This is a genomic window from Rhizobium sp. 21-4511-3d (genome assembly GCF_053522545.1).
The window spans coordinates 24,175-39,352 of sequence record NZ_JBNWCF010000010.1 but is presented as its reverse complement, the minus strand read 5'-3'; the positions used below and the strand labels follow the sequence as shown (position 1 = coordinate 39,352).

The following is a 15,178-nucleotide window of genomic DNA, read 5'->3' as shown; positions in this document are numbered from 1 at the left end:
GCCCGCGCAAATGTCGGCGAGGGGGCCCGGTTCTGTTATCAGTAATTGCGTGATCGACCGATGGAAGAGAAATTCCCCGACTACCGGACGGGCGGAATGCTCAGTTCAGCGCAAACATCGGTCATTGGCTGCGGACCCCTTGGAAATGGATTGCTAGCGCCTTTTTTACGTTCGATACTGCGCCTGCATAGTGAACTCTTTGCTAACTTTTTCAAAGGGTAAACCGAGCGGACCGCCATTGAGAGCCGTGCGCAAGGGCTTATCGCGCCATAAATCCCCGACCGGGCCTTCCCGATCTCGTCAATTCCTGTCTTCAAGGAACGCGTGTCGGCGCCGTTGGTAGCACTCGGCTCGACGTCTCCTGCACTGGAACCCCGCGAGTGATGGAAACCGTGAGCAGCGTGGTGGTTACCCGGATCACTTCCATCAAAGAGAGAAAGTTGGCTATGCCTCCCAAGGGCGACAGTTTCCGATTACGATACAATCCATCCTTGCTGGCCAGCGGCATCATTGACCGGCGTTGAAGCTCAAGCTCCGTCACGTAGCAGAGACCAGCCGTCAGAGCCGCGGTTGAAACAACGCAAATCGCGATGTCAGACTAAGGTCCGGATCGGCATTAGACTGAGGTCCGTGGTCAGGAACAGCCTGCATTGATGGTGGTTTGTCTGGCAGCCTCAAGTCTCATCGACAAGGCTTTCGCTTCGACATTCAATGGAGGAAACCTACATGTTCAAGACAACCAGCATCGCCTTCGCGGCAGCCCTGCTTGCAAGCACCGCTTTTGCCCAATCGTCCAGTACCGTCGGTACGGGCGGCTCATCGGCTGGCGGAGGAACTTCGAGCAGCACGGTTGGGACCGGCGGAAGTTCGACAGGCGGTGATTGTCCGGCGGGCTCGGCCAACTGCCCGTCTGGAAGCTCCTCGACAGTGGGAACCGGCGGTTCATCTGCCGGCGGCGGAACGTCAAGTAGCACCGTCGGTACGGGTGGCTCTTCGGCTGGATCTGGTTCCGGATCGTCTTCGACGGTGGGCACCGGCGGTTCGTCTGCTGGTGAGGGAGCGTCCAGTAGCTCGGTTGGAACCGGCGGGTCCGCTACGGGCACGGGCGATGCAGGTTCCGCTTCGTCCGTCGGCACAGGGAGCTCGTCGGCCGGCAACGGGGAGAGCGGAAGCTCCGTCGGCACCGGCTCGAGCCAAGCAGGCTCTTCCCATGACAACAACGGTAAGAAAGGCTGCGCGCCCGGTCAGATGAAGAAAAACGGTACCAGCCACTCCTGCTAACTGCAACGGCCGGCGCCTTTGGACGCCGGCCATCTCCGTTGGAGGCACCAAGATGACTTCTACATTCAGAACTCTTATCGCGACCGCGGCTATGGTCACCGCAAGCTGCGTTGCCGCCGAAGAAATCAAACTAGCCGACGGTACCAGCTGCACCTTGACTGAGGAACACTCTGGGTCGACCGGTATGTCAACCACAGTGACCGCCGGAAATGGCCAGGTAACGGCGTCAACGACAAGCCGGGGCGGTTCGACGAGTTCCTCTTCTGCGTCAACCTCCTCAGCCGGGTCCGGCAGCGTCAACAGTTACTCGAGCGCGAGCGTAACGCGACCAGACGGAACCGTCATCACAAAGCGCTCGGACGGAACCTGCTCCATCATAAAGCCCGGCAAATAGTAGGAGACGATTATGAAAAGGCCAGAATTATTCAGCGCGATCGCACTCTCATTCCTGTTGGCCACCGTGCATGCGACGGCACAGGACTGCAGCGCGGCAGGAACTGTTGCGACCGGTGGGAGCGCAAGCGCCGGTGGAACGTCGGCCAGTTCGCTTGGCACTGCTGGATCATGTCAGACGGACGGCGGCACAAGCTCATCTGTCGGTTCTGGGGGCAGCGCTACGGCAGACGGCGGAAGGGCGATGAGCAAGACCCACGTGAATGACAATGCAGATCGGCTCAAGGCGCAGACGAAATCCCAAGCTGTCGACAAGGGCAGCTTTAGCAAGTCAAGAACCCAAACCACAACGAATGGCGACACGCTTCAGAGCACGACGCGCACCATGTCGCATGAACCGGGACAGAAGCCCGTCAAGAACACAACGCAGCAGAAGATAGTTCTGCCTGAGCAATAAGCCTAGAAAGGATGATCGAATGAACAACTTGATCTGGCTTGTCGGTGCAGTCGTCATTATCCTGGCCATACTGAGCTTTTTGGGACTGCGGTAACACCGCACGCTGAACCTCGGGGCGGCCTTACTTCGGGCGCCCCTCGCCTATTGTGCGAAATCGTACGAAAGCAGAAAGGTGCTGACACCCCGCCCGTCGGCAGATAGGGTACGGCGATAGCTTATCTGCCCATACGGAAGCTGCCCACGTGGAATTTCATACTGTTCTCATTTTGGAGAACGAAGCGTTCATCGCGATGGACATCGAAGAGATCGCCTCATCGCTTGGAGCGAAATCCGTCACAACCTTGGACAACAGAGCTGCGGCGATCACATGGCTCGTGGCGCACAGTCCAGATATTGCAATTGTAGACCCTCTGTTGAACGATGGCGTCTGCAGCGATGTGGCGGCTTTACTATCGGCGAGGGGAGTTCCCTTTGTCGTTTACGCGGGAGCCGAAGTTGTCGGAAAAGGTTCTGAAGCCTTTGCAACGGCTCTGTGGGTTGGGAAACCGGCAACGCCTGAAGCCTTAAGGCAAGCAATGCTCGAGGCAGGCGGCGGACAATCGCTCCGCTGAGGATTCGCGCGGGTTCCCTATATCTCGGTCCACCCCTTAAGGGCTACTCGGATGACCCTGAAGTCGCCGTCGTCAGCACCAGGTGTCGGTAGCACGCAATGGTCCACTCGAGACGCTGGAGTGCTCCCAACGGGAGCCCGGCAATGCTGCCACAGGAGGTGTTGCCCGAACCGTGAAGAGCTCGTGAGGCCGTGCCCCGGCACTGCCGATAAGCCCCGCCGCCGGGCTCCAGCACGAGCACGCTCGGCCGGAGCCTCTCCATGTCTCAGGCAACTGAGTTGGGAGATGCGAAATTCCCCGACGCAGGCGCGGTCTCTTCGAGACCCTCGGTCTGGATGTCTGACGTATCGGCCGACGCGGATGCGTCGGCCGATTCTCCGACAGCAACCCCGAACGTCGCCACCTGCACCATCAACTCCTTGGCCTTCTGTAGCGCGGTCTCATCGTCGAGCTGGCCTGCAGCGACCATCTGTACGACGATGGATTCACCGCCTTCTCCGTTGAACGCCACTCTGAATTTGCCGTCGCTCTGCTCTGAGATGTTCGTACTTGTCACTTCCATATTGTCCTCCTGTTTTTTTGCAATAGTGCAAGATGCTGCCCGATAAAGTGCGATCGCGCCTTTGCAGACGGCTCCGCCCTGTCGGGCGGAGATCACTCAACAGGCGGCGAAGCTTTCCCAAGCTTCAAAGACGGCTCGCGGCCCCACACCCGCAACTTTCCGAGTTCTGATAGAAACTCCGTCGCCGATTTAGGATCACTGAGCGCAATCGTACCCTCATCAAGGGACTGTGAGATACCTGCCTTGTCGAGGAGGGGGAGCGCAGATTGGTCGTAGCCGATATATTTGCAATGCTGGAAGGCGTCTGCAACAAAATCCCGTGCGGTCGCCTCCTTGACAAGGTCATCGATCGCCTGGTGTGAAGCGAGCACGGCGACAGCGTCGAAAAGCACCGAAGGACCGCCATCAATCATATGATGAGCCTTCAACCAGGATCCGTCCGATGCCTTCACCCCGCCGACTTTTGGCGCAATAAGTTCCACGATCGCCTTTTCCTTGCCAGCGGCCTTGATGATTGCCTGAAGCAGCTTCGCATCGGTGCCGTCAGTGACCAGGACTCCGAGCTTTCTACCCTCGAACCGTTTCGGGCCGCGCTTCACGATACTGAGTGCCGGCGAAGGATCGAGGTCCTGACGGGTGGGCAGCGCCGCTTCTGCTGGTTTTGGCATCGCCTGGAACCCCAGCTTTTCTGCCACCGTGGATGCGAGGGTTTCGTCGATGTTGAGTAGGTGAGAGACCATCCGCTCCCGGATCGCCAGCGTCTCGACCTTGCTCAGTTCGAACGTTAGCGCCATGGCGATGTGGCGCTGCTCAGCGCCGGTCTGGCTGACGTAGAACTGCCGCGCCTGACTGTAATGATCGGCAAAGCTTTCTGGACGCAGCCGGACCTTCTGTCCCTGCTCCTCCGCCGAAAAATGCCGATATCCGCGCGCCGGCGATTCCCTTGGCCCTTCGTCGAACGAATTCGGCTGATAGTTGGCGCGGCCGCTCGGATTTCGCATCGCCATATGCCCGTCCTGCTGAAAAGTGTGAAACGGGCACTTGGGCGCATTGATAGGCAGATGCGTGAAGTTCGGTCCGCCTAGCCGCTTAAGCTGGGTGTCGAGATATGAGAAGTTTCGACCCTGTAGGAGCGGGTCGTTGCTGAAGTCAATGCCTGGAGGGACGTTCTGCGTCATGAAGGCAACTTGCTCGGTCTCGGCGAAGAAGTTGTCGGGCATGCGGTCCAGTACCAGGCGGCCAATGGGGCGCACCGGAAGAACCTCCTCCGGAATTATCTTTGTCGGGTCGAGGACATCGAATTCGAAGCTGTCGGCAAAGTTCTGGTCGAAGAGCTGCACGGCAAGCTCCCATTCAGGGAAGTTACCTGACTGGATCGACTGCCACAGGTCGCGACGGTGGTAATCGGGGTCGGCGCCATTGATCTTGACCGCTTCGTTCCAAGCAACGGACTGCAGGCCGAGCTTCGGCTTCCAATGGAATTTGACGAAGGTGGACTGCCCGTCTGCATTGACGAAGCGGAATGTATGAACACCGAAACCTTCCATGAAGCGGAACGAGCGTGGGATGGTCCGGTCCGACATGATCCACATCACCATGTGCATGCTCTCGGGCGTCAGGCTGATAAAATCCCAGAAAGTGTCGTGAGCGGTCTGCGCCTGGGGAAAAGCACGATCCGGTTCCTGCTTTGCAGCATGAACCATATCGGGAAACTTAATTGCATCCTGGATGAAGAACACCGGAATATTGTTTCCGACCAGGTCCCAGTTGCCCTCTTTTGTGTACATCTTGACGGCGAAGCCACGTACATCGCGGGCAAGGTCCGCGGAACCCTTATTGCCGGCGACAGTCGAGAACCGGACAAAAACCGGAGTCTTTTCTCCAGCGCGCTGAAAGAGGTCGGCGCGCGTGATATCAGCGAGCGACTCATAAGTTTCGAAAAAGCCGTGGGCACCATAACCACGTGCGTGGACGACACGTTCGGGAATCCTCTCATGGTCGAAATGGAAGATTTTTTCCCGGAAATGGAAATCGTCGACCAAAAGCGGCCCCCGCGCTCCGACCCGCAGGGAATTCTGATCATCGGCGACGGGAGCGCCCTGCGAGGTCGTCAGCACATCATGACCGTCCTCAGCGAACTGGTGAAGCTCGCCACCGGCTCCGCGATGAAGCTGTTGGTCATGAATGGTCACGGTTGATCCTGAACGGTCGGTTTTCGTGGCGCGCTTGGCCATAGGGTGGTCCTTCGAAAGATGAGCAAATTGGTGGGCCATCTTGAAAGACGGCCCTCGAGGCAATCACTTGGCCGAGGCTGTGCCCATAGCCTTGACATTCGCCTGCGACCCGGCGAGCGCGGTCAGCTTTTCGTCGGTGGCCACTTCCTCCGCGAGGTTTGCTTCAAGGAGCGCAACGGCGTCCTTCAAGCCGAGCTGATTGGCCCATGCAATCAGGGTGCCGTAGCGGGCGATTTCGTAGTGCTCGACTGCCTGGGCCGATGAAATGAGCCCGGCATCGAGGGCGTCAGAACCGTTGTATTCCTCGATAATCTCTTCACCTTCGGCAATAATTCCTTGGATCGCTTCGCAGGTCTTGCCGCGGGCGGACTTGCCGAGAAATTCGAACACCTGTTCAAGCCGCTCGATTTGGCCTTGAGTTTCATCGCGATGGTGCAGAAATCCGGACTTTCCTTCTTCCGACTGAGCGGCCCGCGCCATTTTCGGCAATGCTTTCAGAATCTGCTTTTCGGCGAAATAAATATCCTTCAACGTGTCGAGAAAAAGGTCGTCGAGGGTCTTTGTCTTTGCCATTGTTAGTCCTCCAGAACTGGCTTCCGCGGCCGCAATCGCCCCGGCCTGAGATTTCGCAGCACCAAACGGCACAGCGCTTCCACAATGTTTGCTCGCTGACGTTGTTCCGGTACTGAAGCGTACAAAGGAATGGAAAGGTGCAGCCAAATACACATGATCTGAGCGCGACAGCGCCACCTCACGTGGCAAACACGCCAATTATTGGTGACGCGCTGCTGCACGAAGACAAACAATGGCGCACGCGAGGCACGCCGGGGGGGCCTTGGCATCAAAAGCTAGTTGGCGGCCTCGATCCGGCTGCCACACAGGAAAGGGGCGGGAGATCGCGATTTTCCGCGTAGAGGCCGCCAAGGCGGCCGGTGCGGCGCTGGATGGGGACTGGTACCGGTCGCCCGGGCGACAGAAACAGCGGCGGCTCTCCGCTGAATTGTCGCTGGGCTCGCAGACACCGCTTTGCTCTTCGTCTTTTGCCTGATGCTTTCGGCGCCGTGCGGAACTATCTGCCTCCGGCAGCGTAGATGTACGAACATCGGCATTGGCAGTGGAACGGCCGACGGAGACATGAAATGACAGACAGCAAAGTCCGACCAACTCTTATAGCTGAAGGCGCCCGCCTGGGAGAAACCGTGCCGCGGGCGGTGATCGATAGAGCGACCGCCTCAGTCGGAATACCGCCCGAGCCGGGCTTTAACGCGGGGGAGGAAATTGACATCATTCGAAAGCGGCTGGAAGACCTGCGTCAGCAGCTTAACGCCGCTTCTGATATGGTAAGAGGTGGCGCTCGTCAGGGAGCGCGGCAAGCGGAAGCGGGGGTAAAGCTTTACCCGATGTCTAGCCTTTTGGCCGCAGCCGCAGCAACGGCAGCATTGACGCTCGCAATCGTCGGCCTATCCCCTAGATCGCGCCGCTCGCGTTACGAGAGAGTCTTTGACGATTTACGCGGCCTTTATGACAGCGCTTTTGAACGTCTGTAGCCGAAGTATATTCGGACAGGCGAGACTGCCTGTGTCAAGCAGGGTCGCACCTCCTCAGCATCATCTTTCGGGCTTCTTGGCGTTTCTTGCCGTGAAGATCGATGTGACGTTCGAACCGAAAACCGCGCGAGCGATGGAAGCGTCCTCTAAATCGGACGTTCGGCGTCTCTGTCGCTCCCGAAGGAGCTCCTGGCGCGGCTGGAAGAATGCCGGCCTGTCAAGCGGTGACAGCCCGAATTCTCGTTCGATACGATCAGCCAATTCGAATGCCGCAAGCCCGAGTCGGACGTACTCGCTATTCCGCTTTTCGAAATATTTCTCGTCTGACGTCTGCGTTTGGAGATGATCCAGTGCGTGACTGACGTTTCGCGTTGAATTGGGCATTCTGATGAGAGCTTCTTCCAAATCCGTCCCGAGGATAGACCAATCTATATCCGCGGGAAGTGCGAAAATCGGTTCGTCAGTATGCATGAAGTAGTGCTCCGGATCGTCCTCATCGAACTCCGGCTTGTCGAAGGCAGCCGCGTGGCACGCGATTGCAAAATCATCCAAGAGAAGCAGAGCGCGCAATGCTGTACGCGCCGCAGCAATTGGTGGGCGACCCCAGTTCCAGCCCCCTAGCGCCACTAGCCCGACAGCTATAACCGCAACCAGCGAAGCTCCCGTCAGGAAACCGACAATCAGACCCGAGATTGGAGACGCGAGACTTTCCAAAGAATCCTACCTATTTTTCCTCAACGATGCATCTGCCCTCTTATCACGAGAGTAGCATGAGTCGGCGAGATGGTCAGTTTGCAACTCAGACATCTGGACAGCAAGGCGGTAGAGCCCCGGGTACGGGATCGCACCAAGCTGGGGCGACGAGGCAAAGGGATGTCATCCCGGACAATCTCTGCCGGCAGAGGCCGGCCCAAGCCTTGTCGCGTTGTCCTCGCCAGGCTGCAAAATTTCCGTCTGCATCACCAAGCAGTCAACGCCGCTTCAGTAAACGCCCCAGAACGAAAGGCCTCAATCTCGATCGAGATGTCCTTCCGCCGCCTTGTGAAGATATTGGGCGCAGATCAGCCATCCCTTGAGTGGTCGCAAAAGCGACATGCATGCCGCAACGGTCAGCGGCAACGTTGACAGCAAGTGCACCCAAATTGGCGGGTTAAAGCTGAACTGAAGCCAAAGCGCAAAACCGAGCGCGGGAACTGCAACAACGCTCATGGCAAAGAACGCGGGGCCGTCGGCGGGGTCTGCGAAATCGTAATCGAGCCCGCAGATTTCGCATGACGGTGCAAGCGACAGGTAACCGCGAAAAAGGTGGCCGCGTTGGCAGCGTGGGCATAACCCCCTCAAGCCCGCATAGATCGATATGGTTGCTATGTCACGATCTGGTTCCATGACCTTCGCCTTTGCTAACGCAAACGAACCGCAGTTGACGGCGATGGTTCCAGCCAGACCAAACGTGAACCAAGACGCTAGTCTATCCGTATGACGTCACGAAACCTGATGACGTCCAGTACGCTTCCCTTCTCGTCAGCGATTTCGAACGACAACCCGTCGATCGGCTGATTATGCAAAACCATTTCGGCAACCATTTCTCGTGCGGCGCGCCGCGCTTCGCATCTCGCGTGGTCTAGGGAGGGCAAATCCATACCTTCTGCGTCCGTTTCCCGCTCCCGGTCGGAGCTGATATTGAAATAAAACATCATCTTGCCACCTCAGGCTCAATAACGGTGAGGGGCCCTTTGCTGTTCCATAAGCTAGCACCTGATCGCGGACACAGTCTCGCTCAGTCAACAGCAGCGCGGACAACAGCTACCGGCAACACTCCTTTCGATCCGTATGGAGCGCCTGCGGTGTCTACGGACATCCGCGCCATGTGAGACCTAGGTCAACCGGGGGATCAGAGATCCTTCTTGATGCTCAATCGAAGCGCAGCAAAAACAAAATGCGTCGCGCTCGCGCGCGACGCATTGTCTTCATGGGTAGCAACATGAAGGTCGCTCTTTCGGGCCAGACCATCTCGGCTTGCACCAACGAGGGGCAGACTGAGTGACACACCGTAACCACGCTGGCGATCAATGGTTCCCGAGCGAAAGACTTCTTCTGATCCGCGACGTCTACCTTGATCATGTTGTGCTGCATCGATCTTAGGTCTTCGTGCGATCCCATCGCAAAGCCGATGTGGCGACCTTGCCGGACCGCAGGGGCCAACGTCGCATTGTAACAATCGGACGTAAGCGCCGAGATAGGCAAGGCAGCTCGAAGATGAACCCGGCGTTACCCACGGTAACGCCGGGTTGTGAATTACTTGTTCAGATCTGTTGCCATCTTGAGGTGATGCTCGAGTGCAGGGCGCGTTTTGGCTGCCCAGGCCTTCAGTTCGGGGTTGTCACCTTCCTCCCCATATCGCTTGAAGAGATCGACGGCATCTTCGTGCACATCCTGCTGATCAGCGTGATACTGCTTCGTGAAATCGTCGCCGTTAAGTTTCTTGAGGTCATCGAGCATGCTTTGCTGTGCCGAACTCATTGCAGCTGGGATGGTGGCCTTCACCTTTCCTCCAGAAACGAGTGCCTTCAACTCGTCCGACGTCTTTGTGTGATCAGCTACCATCTGCTGCGCAAAACTCTTGGTCGCAGCATCCTGTGACTTTTCGGCGGCGAGTTTGCTGGATTCAATTTCGAACATGTCGCTCCCTGCGGCTTCGGTGACGAAGTCTTCGGTTTTGGGGGCGACACCCATTACTGAATTGACGCCCGTCTTTTCTGCTGCCGACTGGGCGAGGACGGGCGAGGCGAACAGGACAGAAAGTCCGGCAATGGCGAGGGCGTGCTTCATCATTTGCTCCTATGTGTCGATATAGCAGTAGCCAAACTTCGAAATGGATCATCTGTTCCAAGGGTCAGCGGTTTCGTGCAGTCAGACAGCCCAGCATATCTCGATTGATCGGAGCAACCTGCGCCGTTGCAGGTTCAAGGCCCATGCGGCCACCTGCGGAAGCGAGGAGCGCGAGCCGAGGACTGCGCACCCTCCGGCTTCAATATCTACGCCCCTTGGGAGGGTCGCGCATATAAACTGTTGAGAGCCTTGCATGGCACGGGGCCGCATACGGGAGGATAGAATGGATACGCCTTCGATCGTTGGCTATTGCGCATCCGCGTGTTCGGTCATTAGCTTTGTGCCCCAGGCCGCAAAGGTCATCCGCACGAGAGACACCGCGGCGATTTCGGGGTGGATGTACGCTCTGACAGTTACCGGTTTCGCGCTGTGGACGGGCTTCGGTGTCCTTCGCGGCGAGCTTCCAATCATTCTGACCAATTCGATTTGCTTCTGCCTATCTGCATTCATCCTGACCATCAAGATGATCGGGCATCGGTAACATGCAGGTTTCGTCGGTAAAGCATCATGATGTGTTCGCGAGAAAGGGGAGTTTCGCCGGCTGGCCCGCAAACTACGGCATGTGGTTGTGGGAGAGGGAAGCTCTTGTCATTTTTGCGGTTGGAGTTCTTGGAGACCAAGGCAGGCTACATGCTCGCGACAAGCATAGCGACTGCCTGCCAGTTCAGAGCCGGAGCCTCGACGGAGGTAGGACATGGCGATCGGAACCTTTCTGCGGGATCGTGCCCGGCGGCCGCAGCCTGTCGGCGAACGAACATGTGGATCAATCACTCCGGTCCGGTCCAAGGATAGACCTACTCCCGTCAAGCAGCCAGTCGTCCAGAATCGATTTCCAGGATCCGGAAGTCGTATTCATGGCAGCCCGCACAGGCATCGATGGAGGCGCTGAAAGCTGGTTCTATGTCAGCCGCGACAGGGGACGAACGTGGAGTGGGCCTCACGCCTTTACTGGCCTGCATCAAACCGGGGTTGCGGCCCGAACTGATCTGATCGCGATCGACCGCAATCATGCACTGTTCATGCTTAGCCGTTCCAAGAGAGACGGCAACGAAGGGCAGTGCATGTGCGTTGAGACGATCGATGGAGGGTTAAGCTTTTCTTGGAAAAGCGATCTTCCATTCGATGGTGACGGCTATGCCATCATGCCCACAAGCGTACTGCCAGATCGTTCCGTTTTGACTGTCGTTCGACGCGGCCGCGGTATCGAGGAGGGCGGATGGCTTGAGGCCTTTCGGTCAATGGACTACGGAAAGACTTGGGAGCCGCTGGGGGTAGCACTGGGCCTGGCGGTAATCCTGGCGCCTTGGTCGCGATAGGCAGCGGTGAATATGCCTTGCTCTATGGCTACAGGGGCAGCCCCGCCGGCATAAGAATGAAGCGCACGACGAATGGCACGCATTGGTCGGTGGAAAGCATTATCCGGTCGGATGGCCTGCTGCCTGATCTCGGTTATCCTCGTGCGGTAAGCCGACAGGATGGCAGCGTACTGACCGCTTACTATATGAATCGCGGCGAAGAACGCTTCATATCGTCTTCAACGATTTTCCTTGCCTAAGACCGGGGCGGGTCGTATCGGCGGACACCGGCGCCGGTTGAACAGTCGGAGCGGTCATCGATTGGTGCGGTGAGAGGCGACAAGTATTGGTTTGAGCGCGCGCGGCGCTGTTTTGTGGAACCAAAGCATCCTGATCGCCGTTGCAGCGCAAACAGGAATGGTTGGCGCGATGACGGGCAGGCAGATATTGACGTACATGCTGATCATAGTTGGTATCAGCGCCGCCGCGTACCTTCTATACGAGACATTCAGCGAATACTCGTTGCGGGAGGTCATCGGTTCCGTTCGAGAGATTCCTGCTCAGAACCTCGCCCTGGCGATGCTCTTTGCCTTCGGTTCATATATTTGCCTGACCGGTTTCGACTGGGCAGGCGTCCGTCATGTTCACAGCGACCTTCCTTACCCGAAGATCGGCTTGGCATCCTTCATCGCGCTGTCGATTGGCCAAAGCGTCGGCTTTTCGGGGCTTAGCAGCGGCGCACTGCGATACCGGTACTACGCGCGTTGGGGATTGAGCACCGAGGATGTCGCCAAAATCGTTCTCCTGTCGGGCGTTACAGTCGGTGTCGGCATGGCAATGCTATCCGGCATCGTTTTGACATTGAACCCTGCAGACGCCAGTGCGGTGCTCGGTCTCAGTGAAGCAGCGGTGAGATCGATTGGCATTGCAAGTATAGTCGCGGTGGCGGCATATCTCCTGCTTGCTTCCTTTCTAAGGACCCCGCTGCACATCCGCTCATGGACATTCCAGATGCCGACGCTACGGATTGCCGCCCTCCAAGTGATCGTCGGGACAGTCAACTTTGCACTGGTCTCCGCATGTTTGCGCGAAGTGATGGCAGTGGGCGGCGATGTCAGCTATCTCAAGGCCGCGACCGCCTTCACCTTGGCTAATATCGCTATTCTCGCCACGCACGCTCCAGGCGGCCTCGGCGTCCTGGAGGCCACAGTCACCCATGTAATGGGAGACCAGGCCTCAATTGGATCACTTGTCGCCTTCCGCGCGATCTATTTCTTCATTCCTTTTTTCATTGGTCTTCCTCTGTCGCTGATTACTGAAGCAGTCTTTCGCGCCAACAAGAGAAATCGAAGCCCGGTGATAGCAGAAATCGAGCGCGCGTCGGCCTGACTGTATTATTCCGACGCCATGCTGGCCTTACGCGCGCGACAGTCGACTCGCTTCGAACCGAGCCAGATTAACCGGTCGCAAACACCGTCACTTTGAAGACTTTGCCAGTCGGTCCGCGAGGTCAGAGGCACTGCGATCCAAAAAGCGGTCGCTGACCCCGCCGCAAACCGGGCATAGAACGAACGCGAAATCTGGTCTTACTGTGCAACCGCTCTGACTTCGATGCTGGAGAGTGCCTCAGTCAAGCCATCATTAGCAGGTTGCTTTTTGGCGCATGAGAGATACCCATTTTGAAATTCAAATGTGCCGGTCTGCTTCAATGTCCGACCGAGGTAGTTCATCACCTCCTCGCGCCGGCTGATACGAGGGTCGGTGATCGGGATCGTTATATCCTGATCGTATACAACGACCGTTTAAGGAATTGTCGTGCCTATCTGCGGTTGCCGAAACCCAGAGGCGCCCGACATGCGGATAGTCCGGTTGATATTCGGCCGGGTAGGCGTGATTGGTAACGTTGCTGTTCGCCTCGCTCAGGCCGGTCAGTACGTTGATCATGACACTCTCTGGAGCAGCCTCGTCTTCGCATCGACAGGTGCGCCGGTCAGATAGATGGTCTCCTCGCGGCTGCCGTCGCTCGTTTTAGTCCGGCCGAGATCGATGGCGATCGACGGGAGAAGAAGCGCCTCGGGCGCCGGCCAGTAGAGGGGGCTTGCCGTCGCGGCCAGTGCCCAGGCTTGAAGATAGGACAGATCCGAGGTGAGAGCCCTCAGCGAATTGGCGCCCATGCCTTCGTTGACGAGATGACGAAGGGTTTCGACGTCCTGGTCGGTCAGTAGCTCTGCGGGCTCGTCGCGCCGCTCGATCGGCAGGACCGCGGCGATCGTATCGAGCTCGCTGGCTCGGCGATCGACGGCACTCATCTCGGCATTCCGTTTTCGTCGTAGAACTCGTCGTGGTTTGAGCTGGCGCCGGGCGGCGCGCTGGCGCGCCCTTCCGCTGCGAGCGCCCGGAGGTCATCCATGGTTCCTGCGGCCTTCGGGATCGCGGTCAGCTCCGCGATCGGTATGCCGCCCCGGCAGATCACGAAGACCTCACCACGCAGCGTGCGTTCAATCAGTTCGTTAAACCGCTCGGTAGCCTCGTTCACATCAAATAGGATAGGCATTCATCTTTCCCCTGTCCGAAACGTGACATAAATACTGGAGCGACCACGGGGGTGCCGGCTAACCGGTAACTCGAGTTGCGTGGACCGCCACCGCCCGGGATTACAAAACTTCCGTAAATTCCGTATATTCCGTAAAAAGGCAGTTCTCACATGACTTCTACAGTTACGGCGGCCACGGTCTCGAAAAATTTCGGCGCCTATCAGGATGCCGCCGTCCGTGACCCGGTGATCATCACCAAAAACGGGCGCCCGAAAACGGTCCTGATCGCTTACGAAGATTACCTGCGGCTGACGAAACGCGAACGGCGCGTCGAACTGACCTCCGCCATTGGCGACGACGACCTTGCTGCGATCGAAGCGTCCGAGATGGATGAGGCGCTCGATCATCTCAATGCTGAGGTCCTGACGGGCAAGCATGCTGCCGACTGAACCAAAAGTCGGCTGGCTCTTTCGCTACTCGTACCTCTGGCATTGGCAGTTTCTCGAAGGTCGCGAAGAGGGCGACAAGGATCGGCCGGTGCTTGTGTTGGCGATGGTTGCGCATGTTGACGACGGCAGACCGGCCGTGCGGGTACTCCGATTTTCCATACCCCACCATCCAACCCTGCGGACGCAATCGAAATTCCGCTGGCAACCAAACAGCGCCTGGGCCTCGATGACGACCGCTCCTGGATCGTCTTGACCGAAAGCAACCGGTTTGTTTGGCCAGGACCGAATATCCGGCCGCTCAACACTAACACGGGCTACCACGGCCCTTTGCCTCCCGCGCTGTTTGCCGAGGTCAAACGCCGGTTCGTCGAGTTGGCCCGCGCCCAACGTCACCAAGCGGCCGCGCGTAGCGAATAGCTGATTCAGCTTCAATGTTCGATCCCCGGGGCTGTCGAGGCGGCCCGGCGCGTCTCTGCGCCGGCGCGATCTTCAGCGATTTGCGACACGCAAAAAGCCGAGCAATTGCAGCGCTCGCAGGCGCGCCTCGAAAGCAATCACCATCGATAAGGGATACTTATCGATGGTAGACAGTTCCGTTCAATACGCTCATAGCCGACCCCAGGCTTTGTGAATGAGGCCCTGGATTTCGAAATTGACCGCATCCATACATTGACGGCACGATCGTAGGTTTCGCGTGTGAAATTCGAACGATCTAGTTCATAAAGTGTGCGCTTTGCCAGTCCGGCGTCAGAGATGGCTATGGTGTTCACCATCGGGCTGGTGAGCATCTCCTCTACCAGGAGCGATTGCATGAAACCCATCATCTGGACTTGTGGCACGTCGGATGGCTCATAGCCGGTGATCAGATAGCGCAGCCAGTCCATCTTGACGTTCGCCCCTGCCCGCTTGATTGTCTTCTTCCCTTA

At 57.7% G+C, this 15,178-nt stretch carries 18 protein-coding genes and 3 pseudogenes; 11 read left to right on the top strand and 10 right to left on the bottom strand.

Annotated elements, in window-relative coordinates; genetic code table 11:
- Positions 1 to 726 precede the first annotated feature (726 nt).
- The 4 genes from ACQZ5H_RS21430 to ACQZ5H_RS21415 all read left to right on the top strand — a co-directional run bounded on the left by ACQZ5H_RS21430 (position 727) and on the right by ACQZ5H_RS21415 (position 2,742).
- Positions 727 to 1,281, top strand: coding sequence for a hypothetical protein (locus ACQZ5H_RS21430; protein ID WP_246777749.1), 555 nt, complete (start codon positions 727 to 729; stop codon positions 1,279 to 1,281).
- Between the two features lie 52 nt (positions 1,282 to 1,333).
- The gene (locus ACQZ5H_RS21425) at positions 1,334 to 1,675 is read left to right on the top strand and encodes a hypothetical protein (protein ID WP_449098987.1); all 342 of its coding nucleotides are present in this window, start codon (positions 1,334 to 1,336) and stop codon (positions 1,673 to 1,675) included.
- Between the two features lie 9 nt (positions 1,676 to 1,684).
- Complete coding sequence (locus ACQZ5H_RS21420) at positions 1,685 to 2,131, top strand: hypothetical protein (RefSeq protein ID WP_413709013.1); 447 nt, start codon at positions 1,685 to 1,687, stop codon at positions 2,129 to 2,131.
- A 242-nt stretch (positions 2,132 to 2,373) separates the two neighbouring features.
- Complete coding sequence (locus ACQZ5H_RS21415; protein ID WP_112716073.1) at positions 2,374 to 2,742, top strand: response regulator; 369 nt, start codon at positions 2,374 to 2,376, stop codon at positions 2,740 to 2,742.
- Between the two features lie 265 nt (positions 2,743 to 3,007).
- Here the strand turns inward: ACQZ5H_RS21415 and ACQZ5H_RS21410 are convergent, their stop codons facing one another.
- From ACQZ5H_RS21410 to ACQZ5H_RS21400, 3 genes are all read right to left on the bottom strand, one after another.
- Complete coding sequence (locus tag ACQZ5H_RS21410; RefSeq protein ID WP_130279517.1) at positions 3,008 to 3,304, bottom strand: hypothetical protein; 297 nt, start codon at positions 3,302 to 3,304, stop codon at positions 3,008 to 3,010.
- Positions 3,305 to 3,396: 92 nt separating this feature from the next.
- Positions 3,397 to 5,538, bottom strand: a complete 2,142-nt coding sequence (gene katE / locus ACQZ5H_RS21405) for a catalase (RefSeq protein WP_112716077.1) — start codon at positions 5,536 to 5,538, stop codon at positions 3,397 to 3,399.
- Positions 5,539 to 5,601: 63 nt separating this feature from the next.
- Complete coding sequence (locus ACQZ5H_RS21400; RefSeq protein ID WP_203431563.1) at positions 5,602 to 6,111, bottom strand: YciE/YciF ferroxidase family protein; 510 nt, start codon at positions 6,109 to 6,111, stop codon at positions 5,602 to 5,604.
- 566 nt (positions 6,112 to 6,677) lie between these two features.
- Here ACQZ5H_RS21400 and ACQZ5H_RS21395 point away from each other — a divergent pair.
- Positions 6,678 to 7,085, top strand: a complete 408-nt coding sequence (locus ACQZ5H_RS21395) for a hypothetical protein (protein WP_449098986.1) — start codon at positions 6,678 to 6,680, stop codon at positions 7,083 to 7,085.
- Positions 7,086 to 7,145: 60 nt separating this feature from the next.
- Here the strand turns inward: ACQZ5H_RS21395 and ACQZ5H_RS21390 are convergent, their stop codons facing one another.
- The 4 genes from ACQZ5H_RS21390 to ACQZ5H_RS21375 form a co-directional block, all read right to left on the bottom strand.
- Positions 7,146 to 7,799 (bottom strand): hypothetical protein, encoded by a 654-nt coding sequence (locus ACQZ5H_RS21390; RefSeq protein ID WP_112716083.1) that lies wholly within the window; start codon positions 7,797 to 7,799, stop codon positions 7,146 to 7,148.
- Between the two features lie 294 nt (positions 7,800 to 8,093).
- Positions 8,094 to 8,471 (bottom strand): DUF983 domain-containing protein, encoded by a 378-nt coding sequence (locus ACQZ5H_RS21385; protein ID WP_112716085.1) that lies wholly within the window; start codon positions 8,469 to 8,471, stop codon positions 8,094 to 8,096.
- 77 nt (positions 8,472 to 8,548) lie between these two features.
- Positions 8,549 to 8,782 (bottom strand): DUF6894 family protein, encoded by a 234-nt coding sequence (locus ACQZ5H_RS21380; RefSeq protein ID WP_203431562.1) that lies wholly within the window; start codon positions 8,780 to 8,782, stop codon positions 8,549 to 8,551.
- Positions 8,783 to 9,380: 598 nt separating this feature from the next.
- The gene (locus ACQZ5H_RS21375) at positions 9,381 to 9,914 is read right to left on the bottom strand and encodes a DUF4142 domain-containing protein (protein WP_112716091.1); all 534 of its coding nucleotides are present in this window, start codon (positions 9,912 to 9,914) and stop codon (positions 9,381 to 9,383) included.
- Positions 9,915 to 10,197: 283 nt separating this feature from the next.
- Between ACQZ5H_RS21375 and ACQZ5H_RS21370 the strand changes: the two genes are divergently transcribed.
- The 4 genes from ACQZ5H_RS21370 to ACQZ5H_RS21355 all read left to right on the top strand — a co-directional run bounded on the left by ACQZ5H_RS21370 (position 10,198) and on the right by ACQZ5H_RS21355 (position 12,658).
- Positions 10,198 to 10,455 carry a SemiSWEET family sugar transporter gene (locus tag ACQZ5H_RS21370; protein ID WP_112716093.1) on the top strand — a complete coding sequence of 86 codons (258 nt, stop codon included), beginning with the start codon at positions 10,198 to 10,200 and terminating at the stop codon, positions 10,453 to 10,455.
- Positions 10,456 to 10,828: 373 nt separating this feature from the next.
- Positions 10,829 to 11,290 (top strand): sialidase family protein, encoded by a 462-nt coding sequence (locus ACQZ5H_RS21365; protein WP_246777748.1) that lies wholly within the window; start codon positions 10,829 to 10,831, stop codon positions 11,288 to 11,290.
- A 56-nt stretch (positions 11,291 to 11,346) separates the two neighbouring features.
- Positions 11,347 to 11,529 (top strand): hypothetical protein, encoded by a 183-nt coding sequence (locus ACQZ5H_RS21360; RefSeq protein ID WP_246777747.1) that lies wholly within the window; start codon positions 11,347 to 11,349, stop codon positions 11,527 to 11,529.
- A 169-nt stretch (positions 11,530 to 11,698) separates the two neighbouring features.
- Positions 11,699 to 12,658, top strand: coding sequence for a lysylphosphatidylglycerol synthase transmembrane domain-containing protein (locus tag ACQZ5H_RS21355; RefSeq protein WP_112716181.1), 960 nt, complete (start codon positions 11,699 to 11,701; stop codon positions 12,656 to 12,658).
- Between the two features lie 584 nt (positions 12,659 to 13,242).
- Here the strand turns inward: ACQZ5H_RS21355 and ACQZ5H_RS21350 are convergent.
- Together ACQZ5H_RS21350 and ACQZ5H_RS21345 are read right to left on the bottom strand one after the other, a co-directional pair.
- Positions 13,243 to 13,578 (bottom strand): annotated as a pseudogene (locus ACQZ5H_RS21350) (integrase); the annotation flags it as partial.
- Complete coding sequence (locus tag ACQZ5H_RS21345) at positions 13,575 to 13,823, bottom strand: type II toxin-antitoxin system Phd/YefM family antitoxin (RefSeq protein WP_112716097.1); 249 nt, start codon at positions 13,821 to 13,823, stop codon at positions 13,575 to 13,577. The gene ACQZ5H_RS21345 and the pseudogene ACQZ5H_RS21350, both read right to left, overlap by 4 nt.
- A gap of 150 nt (positions 13,824 to 13,973) precedes the next feature.
- Here ACQZ5H_RS21345 and ACQZ5H_RS21340 point away from each other — a divergent pair, with 150 nt between their 5' ends.
- A complete protein-coding gene (locus ACQZ5H_RS21340; RefSeq protein WP_112716099.1) occupies positions 13,974 to 14,252 on the top strand; it encodes a type II toxin-antitoxin system Phd/YefM family antitoxin in 279 nt (92 codons plus the stop codon).
- Positions 14,239 to 14,669: pseudogene (locus ACQZ5H_RS21335) on the top strand (plasmid maintenance toxin (PemK-like)). The gene ACQZ5H_RS21340 and the pseudogene ACQZ5H_RS21335 overlap by 14 nt, the downstream one beginning before the upstream one ends.
- 189 nt (positions 14,670 to 14,858) lie before the next feature.
- Here the strand turns inward: ACQZ5H_RS21335 and ACQZ5H_RS21330 are convergent.
- Positions 14,859 to 15,169, bottom strand: a pseudogene (locus ACQZ5H_RS21330) (plasmid partitioning protein RepA); the annotation flags it as partial.
- Between the last annotated feature and the right edge of the window lie 9 nt (positions 15,170 to 15,178).

Coding starts and splice junctions, on each gene's coding strand:
- ACQZ5H_RS21375 (WP_112716091.1), bottom strand. CDS start 9,914: ATGAAGCACGCCCTCGCCATTGCCGGACTTTCTGTCCTGTTCGCCTCG.
- ACQZ5H_RS21370 (WP_112716093.1), top strand. CDS start 10,198: ATGGATACGCCTTCGATCGTTGGCTATTGCGCATCCGCGTGTTCGGTC.
- ACQZ5H_RS21380 (WP_203431562.1), bottom strand. CDS start 8,782: ATGATGTTTTATTTCAATATCAGCTCCGACCGGGAGCGGGAAACGGAC.
- ACQZ5H_RS21400 (WP_203431563.1), bottom strand. CDS start 6,111: ATGGCAAAGACAAAGACCCTCGACGACCTTTTTCTCGACACGTTGAAG.
- ACQZ5H_RS21355 (WP_112716181.1), top strand. CDS start 11,699: ATGACGGGCAGGCAGATATTGACGTACATGCTGATCATAGTTGGTATC.
- ACQZ5H_RS21425 (WP_449098987.1), top strand. CDS start 1,334: ATGACTTCTACATTCAGAACTCTTATCGCGACCGCGGCTATGGTCACC.
- katE (WP_112716077.1), bottom strand. CDS start 5,538: ATGGCCAAGCGCGCCACGAAAACCGACCGTTCAGGATCAACCGTGACC.
- ACQZ5H_RS21360 (WP_246777747.1), top strand. CDS start 11,347: ATGAAGCGCACGACGAATGGCACGCATTGGTCGGTGGAAAGCATTATC.
- ACQZ5H_RS21395 (WP_449098986.1), top strand. CDS start 6,678: ATGACAGACAGCAAAGTCCGACCAACTCTTATAGCTGAAGGCGCCCGC.
- ACQZ5H_RS21365 (WP_246777748.1), top strand. CDS start 10,829: ATGGCAGCCCGCACAGGCATCGATGGAGGCGCTGAAAGCTGGTTCTAT.
- ACQZ5H_RS21410 (WP_130279517.1), bottom strand. CDS start 3,304: ATGGAAGTGACAAGTACGAACATCTCAGAGCAGAGCGACGGCAAATTC.
- ACQZ5H_RS21430 (WP_246777749.1), top strand. CDS start 727: ATGTTCAAGACAACCAGCATCGCCTTCGCGGCAGCCCTGCTTGCAAGC.
- ACQZ5H_RS21345 (WP_112716097.1), bottom strand. CDS start 13,823: ATGCCTATCCTATTTGATGTGAACGAGGCTACCGAGCGGTTTAACGAA.
- ACQZ5H_RS21385 (WP_112716085.1), bottom strand. CDS start 8,471: ATGGAACCAGATCGTGACATAGCAACCATATCGATCTATGCGGGCTTG.
- ACQZ5H_RS21340 (WP_112716099.1), top strand. CDS start 13,974: ATGACTTCTACAGTTACGGCGGCCACGGTCTCGAAAAATTTCGGCGCC.